Source organism: Mycobacterium sp., from assembly GCF_049281135.1.
Taxonomy (GTDB): Bacteria; Actinomycetota; Actinomycetes; order Mycobacteriales; family Mycobacteriaceae; genus Mycobacterium.
The window spans coordinates 1-1,848 of sequence record NZ_JBAPRN010000744.1; the positions used below are offsets into that span (position 1 = coordinate 1).

Annotated in this window: 2 protein-coding genes; both read left to right on the plus strand. The window is 64.8% G+C overall.

Going from position 1 to position 1,848, the window contains the following annotated elements:
- The first annotated feature begins 198 nt into the window (after nt 1-198).
- Entirely contained in the window at nt 199-534 is a 336-nt protein-coding gene (locus WAN02_RS29655; RefSeq protein ID WP_422268959.1) for a hemophore-related protein, read from the plus strand.
- A gap of 176 nt (nt 535-710) precedes the next feature.
- The coding region (locus WAN02_RS29660) for a DUF4185 domain-containing protein (protein WP_422268958.1) at nt 711-1,848 on the plus strand (1,138 nt) is incomplete at its 3' end.

The window sequence follows — 1,848 nt, forward strand, 5'->3', positions numbered from 1 at the left end:
GTGCTGGTGGGGCCGGCGGCTCCAGCGGGATCGGGCAGGCCGCCAGCGGCGCTCTGGGCCAGACCGGCGCGATCGGTGCAGACGGCGCCCCCGGCGGTAACTACGTCGCACCCCCCGCGTCTGGTTAGGCTTGGATGCGAGAATCGTTCTGGCTGACCGAATTGGCTCGGTTCAGTCAGTTGGAAGGAATCCAAATTGATCAAACTGCGATTGACCGGACTCGCTGTCGCGGTAGCCGGTCTGGCACTGTCGTTGACCGTTGGCTCAGGGGCCGCGTCCGCAGATCCTGATATGGGCCCCATCGTGAACACAACCTGCAATTACTCGCAGGTGATGGCGGCGCTCAATGCTCAAAACCCAGCAGCCGCCGCGAAATTCAACTCGTCACCGATCGCGCAGTCTTATTTGCGGCAGTTCCTCGCTGCGCCGCCGCCCCAACGCCAGGCAATGGCGCAGCAGGCCATGGCCACGCCGGGGGCCGCTCAGCAATTTGGAATCGTCCAACAAGTGGCTGCCACCTGTAATAACTTTTGAGCGCCTCGGGCGAGCAGTAGCTCTGCCCTGACAACGCGACTCTGCCCTGATTGCGACACGGTCACAGACTCGTACCTATTGAAACCTCAGAGGTTTCAACTACCACATCCGCCACTATCGTCACATAAGCCAACTGCGGACGTCAATGCGACGGATCGCCCTTGGAAAGGTGAGATATGGCGCCGATGCGTCGACTCGTTTCAACAGCGGTGGCGTCGGCGACCATCGTAGGACTCATCGTGCCGGTCGGCGATGCACCGCCGGCAAGGGCCGCGGCGTGCAGCTCCCCGGAGGCCAACGTCCCGCCGCCCGCCGGCATGCCGAATATCCCCTCGCCCGGTCCGGTTGCGCCGCCGACGGGCCGCAGGCCGCGGGGTACGAACGATAACGCGCCGCTACCCAAGCTGGGTCCGCTGATCTCTTCGTTGTTCAAGGCGATACCGCGACCAGGGACCACGCAACTCCAGGCGGCGGTGACGCCTGTTCCCCCGGTTCCCGGTGCGGCCGTCCCGCAGTCTCCGAACGTCAACCAGGCTGTCCCCGACGGCGCTGCGGTCCCGCCCGCTCCGCCGGCCGGCATCGCGGGTGCTCCGACGTCACTCGTCGACTTTGTGACAGGGCCGAACAGTCCGAACCGTACCCTCGAACGATTCGGTATCTCCGGAACCGACCTCGGAATTCCTTGGGACAATGGTGATCCCGCTAATCGCCAGGTGCTGATGGCGTTCGGTGACACCTTCGGCTACTGCGCCATGCATGGCCAGCAGTGGCGATACAACGTGCTCTTCCGCAGCCAGGACCATGACCTGTCGCACGGGATTCACGTAGCCGAGGGCGTGCCCAACAACCCCTACTCCGGCTCACCGGTATGGGCACCGGGGCTTTCCAAGCAGGTCCTCAACAGCATCCACAAGGCGGGGCACGAGACCGGAATAATCCCGACGTCCGCGCTCTCGCTCGGGCGAACCCAGTACATGAGCTTCATGTCGATCAAGAACTGGGGCCGCGACGGCGAGTGGTCGACCAACTACTCAGGGATCGCGCGCTCGTTGGACAACGGTCAGACCTGGGGTGTCTACCCCAGCAGCGTCCGCCTTGCAGGGGCGGACACCGTGCCGGGCGGGCGGTTCGTCCCTGGTAACGAGAACTTTCAGATGGGTGCGTTCATGCCCGGCAAGGACGGCTACCTGTACTCGTTCGGAACCCCGCCGGGCCGCAGCGGCGCGGCCTTCCTGTCCCGAGTCCAGCCCGGCGCCTTGCCGGATCTCGGTAGGTACCAGTACTGGAACGGCGAAGGCAGGGGCTGGGTCCCGG